The sequence below is a fragment of the Sphingopyxis sp. KK2 genome, assembly GCF_001990265.1.
In the GTDB taxonomy this organism is placed as follows: domain Bacteria; phylum Pseudomonadota; class Alphaproteobacteria; order Sphingomonadales; family Sphingomonadaceae; genus Sphingopyxis.
On sequence record NZ_LYVN01000214.1, the window covers coordinates 1 to 4,489 of the forward strand.

Sequence of the window (4,489 nt, forward strand, 5' to 3'; positions counted from 1 at the left end):
CAAGCGGGAGGGGAGATCAACATCCGCGCCTCACCCCAAACCTCGCGCTCACCCCGGCGGCATCAGATACACCTCGACCCGGCGGTTCTCCTTTGCGTCCGCCGCCGTTCCCGCCAGCGGCTTCGCATCGCCCTGCCCGGCCCGCGCGATCGCCTTGGGGTCGATGCCCTTCAGCACCAACTCCTTCGCGATCGCATCGGCCATTGCCGTGCTGTCGGCCTGCGTCCCGCCGCCCGCTTCGACATGCCCCTCGACACGCACCGGCCCGCGGCATTCGCGCCATGCGAGCCAGGCGTTGCTGACCGTCAGGTTCCACAGTGGCGGCAGGTCGGTGCGTCCGGGGGTGAAGGTAAAGACATAGGGCTTGTCTGGGCGGCAGAAAGCAAGCTTGCCGGGCGCGGCGGGGCCGGCCGCCATCGGCACCGTTTCGGGATTGGCGGGCAAGGCTTCGGCAGGCGCCGTCGCTGTCGCCTTTTCCGTCGCGGGCGTATCAGCGCCCTCCCCGCCCGTTTGGCGGAACAGGAAAATCGCGCCGAGCAACAGCAGCAAGGCGAGTGCGCCAATCAAGCCATAGCGGCGCAGCATATCGCCGTCGGGTGCGCGGTCCGTAATGCGAGGCGATGGCGACGCGCTCTCTGGCGGCGGCGCGACCGACGGAGCGGTCTCGACCGTCTCCGCGCCGCCCGGACGCCGATCGAGCACCGCCAGCCTTTCTTTCGCGCGGTCGATCAGCGGATCGCCCGCATTGGCGGCGATCCAGCCGCGCCAGCGGCCGGGATCGGCCTCCTGCTCGCAATGGACATAATCGCCGAGGCCCGGGCGCCCGACGAGCCGGCCGATGCGGCCGACGACCTGGCGCCAGCCTTCGCCGGCCTGGAAGTCGCGATGGTCGAACAGGTCGATCGCCTGCACCGAGGCGAATTCGAGCGGCGGCAGGCAGTCGTCGAGGCGGATCGCGACAAGGCGATCCTTCTGCCGCCCCGTGCGCGCTTCGGCGCGGATCCAGTCGCTGTCGGCGGCGAGCTCGGACCAGAGCACCAGCACCGCGCCGGCGCCGCGTACCTCGCGCTCGATCTCGCGGTCGAAATCGGTACCGGGCTCGATCCGTCCGTCGAACCACACCGACAGTTTCAGGTCGACGAGCGCGTTGTAGATCGCGACGCAGCGGGCGCGTTCCTCGCGCTTGTAGCTGATGAAGACGTCGGTCATTGCGGGGGTCATTAAGCGCTTAATGCGTCAGCGCGTCATTTGCTCCACGTCATCGCCATTTCGACCGCAAAGGCGATAAAGGTCGTGGTCAGCCCGACGACGAACAGCCGATAGGCATAAGCGAGATAGCGATATTTGCGCCGCGCGAGCACGATGCCGTTCTGATATGTGTCGCGCAGCATCGTCTCGTACAGATCTTCCTCGGTCCGCAGCCGGGCCTTGACCGCGTCGATGAACTCATCCTCCTCCATCTGCGCGAAACGGCCGAAGAAGAGGATGTTACTGTGGTCCTTGCCGTCCTTGTAGACGATCGGCGGCGCCTTCCCCACGCGCGGCAGCACCGCCGAGATCGCGAGCAGCGCCGAGAGGAAGGAAAAGGTCGCGAGGATCGCGAGCGGGATCGCCAGCGCCCCCGCGCCCGCGCGCGCCTGCCCGATCGCGAGGGTGAAGACGACGAAGGTCGCCCCCATCAGGATCGACGCCTTCTGGTCCGCCATCTGCGACAGGTTCATCGTCAGCTGCTGGTTGGTGCGCACGAGGTGGACCGCGTTCGGCGGAAAGCTGATCGCGGGCGGCGGCGCTGCCGCCCCGGTCGGGTTCCTGGTCTCGCTGGCCTTGTCGTCCATCGGCTTGCCCCTGCCATGCCTCGTTGGTGCGACCCGCCCCAGCGATGGCACGTCCGTCCGGCGTGGGCAAGATGCTGCCCGAATCCCGCCGCATTCGCTTGCCAAGCAGTGGACAGCGCGGCATGCCCGCGCGCAACTTTCTTTCTTTAAGGGACGCACCCTATGAGCACCGCCCTCACCGACCAGATTCATGGCCTGATCGAGCCTTTCAACAAGAAGGGCGTCGAACTGACCGACGCCACCACCTTTGCCGGCGACCTCGAATGGGACAGCCTGACGGTGATGGATTTCGTCGCCGAGGTCGAGGACACCTTCGACATCATCATCAGCATGAACATGCAGGCCGAGATCGAAACCGTCGGCCAGCTGATCGCCGCGGTCGAAAAGCTGCAGGGCTGATCCGCCGATGACCGATCTTTTCAGCAAGCTCGACCCGCTGATCCAGCAGCGCGAGCAACTGCTCGCCACCGGCGTCACCGACCCGTTCAGCCTGGTGATGGAGCGCGTCGTGTCGCCGACCGTCGCGATCTGCAACGGACGCGAGACGATCCTGCTCGGCACCTATAATTATATGGGCATGACCTTCGATGAGGATGTCATCGCCGCGGGCAAGGAGGCGCTCGACAAGTTCGGCAGCGGCACCACCGGCAGCCGCGTGCTCAACGGCACCTATCAGGGCCACAAGGAGTGCGAGGACGCGCTCAAGGAATTTTACGCCATGGACCATGCCATGGTGTTCTCGACCGGATACCAGGCGAACCTCGGCATCATTTCGACGATCGCGGGCAAGGGCGACTATGTCATCCTCGACATCGACAGCCATGCGTCGATCTATGACGGCTGCGCGATGGGCAATGCCGAAATCGTCGCCTTCCGCCACAACGACGTCGAGGCGCTCGAAAAGCGCCTGAAGCGCCTCCCCCCCGAGGCTGGCAAGCTCGTCGTGCTCGAGGGCGTCTATTCGATGCTCGGCGATATCGCGCCGCTGAAAGAGATGATCCGCGTGTCGAAGGAAGCCGGCGCGATGGTGCTGGTCGACGAGGCGCATTCGATGGGATTCATCGGCGAGCATGGCCGCGGCGTCGCCGAGGCGCAGGGCGTCCTCGACGACGTCGACTTCGTCATCGGCACGTTCAGCAAGAGCGTCGGCACCGTCGGCGGCTTCTGCGTCTCGAACCATCCGAAGTTCGAAATCCTGCGGCTCGTCTGCCGCCCCTATGTGTTCACCGCCTCGCTGCCGCCGAGCGTCGTCGCGACCGCGGCGACGAGCATCCGCAAGCTGATGCACGGGTCGAACAAGCGCGCACATCTGTGGGAAAATTCCAAGACGCTGCACAAGGGGCTGCGCGATCTGGGTTTCACGCTCGGCACCGAGGAACCGCAGTCGGCGATCATCGCGGTCATCATGCCCGACCTCGAAAAGGGCGCGATGATGTGGGAAGCGCTGCTCGAGGAAGGGCTGTACGTCAATCTCGCGCGTCCGCCGGCGACCCCCGCAGGCATGACCTTGCTGCGCTGTTCGCTGTGCGCCGAGCATAGCAGCGACCAGGTCGTCGAGATCCTCGGCCGCTTCGAACGCGCCGGCAAGCGCGTCGGCATTATCGGCTGAGCCGCGCGGCAAGCGCGTCGGCATTATCGGCTGAACCGAGCGCACCCGCCGACCAGCGGACTCCTTTTCGGGGCGAGTTGATTCGGCGGGCGCTCTGCGACTCGTTCGCGGCTTTTCGAGTCGGCGCTTGTCCGGTACAAGGATCGCGTGTTCGAGCGGGATTATGACAGCGAAAGCGACGGCCGGCGGGAGCGTATCCGCTTCTGGCTGACGATCGGCGTCGGCGCGATCCTCGTCGGGGTGGTCGTCGCGCTCGTCCTGCTCGTCACCCGCGCCAACGACAATTACGACCGCTCGCTCGGCTGGCAGGCGCACAGCCTCGAGGTCATCTCGCAGACGCGCAGTCTCGACGCCGCGCTGGCACGATCCGAAGCCGCGCTCGGCCGCTTCGCCGTGGGCCTCCAGAAGGAGGACGGCCGCGTTTATCAGCAGCAATGGGGCGTCGCGCAGCAATATCTGACGCTGCTTCGCCGCAATGTGCGCGACAATCCCCGGGCAGCCGAGCTGGTCGCGCAGCTCACCATCGAGCTCGACCAGCGCGGGGCGCAGCTCGGCGACGCCGCACTCAGCGCCAACTACAACCAGACCGTCGCCGCCATCTCCAAATATAACGCCGCCGGCCATGACGCGGCGCTGATCCGGATCGACCGGCTGCTGACCCAGCTGATCCAGAACGAACGCGGCCTGCTCGCCGAACGCAACCGCCTGGCCGCCGCCGACCGCGACAACCTCAGCCAGGCGATCCTGCTCTTTTCGCTGCTCGGCGCCGCCGCGGCGATCATCGCCATTGCCGCGACCTTCTCGCTGATCCGCGCCGAAAGCGAACGGCGACTGGCGCGGCGCGAACAGCTGGAGGAGACCGACCGCGCGACCCAGCTCGAAACCGCCGTCGCCGACCGCACCGCCGAACTGGCGCAGGCGAACCGCGCGCTGCGCAACGAAATGGCCGAACGCGCGGTCGCCGAGGACCAGCTGCGGCAGGCGCAGAAGATGGAAGCGGTCGGCCAGCTCACCGGCGGCATCGCGCACGACTTCAACAATATGC

The 4,489-nt window shown here is 66.5% G+C and carries 5 protein-coding genes; 3 read left to right on the forward strand and 2 right to left on the reverse strand.

Annotation, left to right across the window (positions count from 1 at the left end):
* Window positions 1-48 precede the first annotated feature (48 nt).
* Both B1A78_RS20525 and B1A78_RS20530 read right to left on the reverse strand, forming a co-directional pair.
* Window positions 49-1,209: a TIR domain-containing protein gene (locus tag B1A78_RS20525; RefSeq protein ID WP_179102116.1), complete on the reverse strand. Its 1,161-nt coding sequence runs from the start codon at window positions 1,207-1,209 to the stop codon at window positions 49-51.
* A 35-nt stretch (window positions 1,210-1,244) separates the two neighbouring features.
* Complete coding sequence (locus B1A78_RS20530) at window positions 1,245-1,835, reverse strand: Pycsar system effector family protein (protein ID WP_077148727.1); 591 nt, start codon at window positions 1,833-1,835, stop codon at window positions 1,245-1,247.
* Window positions 1,836-1,997: 162 nt separating this feature from the next.
* On the opposite strand from B1A78_RS20530, the gene B1A78_RS20535 reads away from it, so the two are divergent.
* The 3 genes from B1A78_RS20535 to B1A78_RS20545 all read left to right on the forward strand — a co-directional run.
* On the forward strand, window positions 1,998-2,234 hold the full coding sequence (locus B1A78_RS20535) for an acyl carrier protein (RefSeq protein ID WP_077148728.1): 237 nt from the start codon (window positions 1,998-2,000) through the stop codon (window positions 2,232-2,234).
* Between the two features lie 7 nt (window positions 2,235-2,241).
* Complete coding sequence (locus B1A78_RS20540; RefSeq protein ID WP_077148729.1) at window positions 2,242-3,444, forward strand: aminotransferase class I/II-fold pyridoxal phosphate-dependent enzyme; 1,203 nt, start codon at window positions 2,242-2,244, stop codon at window positions 3,442-3,444.
* Between the two features lie 147 nt (window positions 3,445-3,591).
* Window positions 3,592-4,489: CHASE3 domain-containing protein (locus B1A78_RS20545; protein WP_372236916.1), on the forward strand; the 898-nt coding region annotated here is incomplete at its 3' end.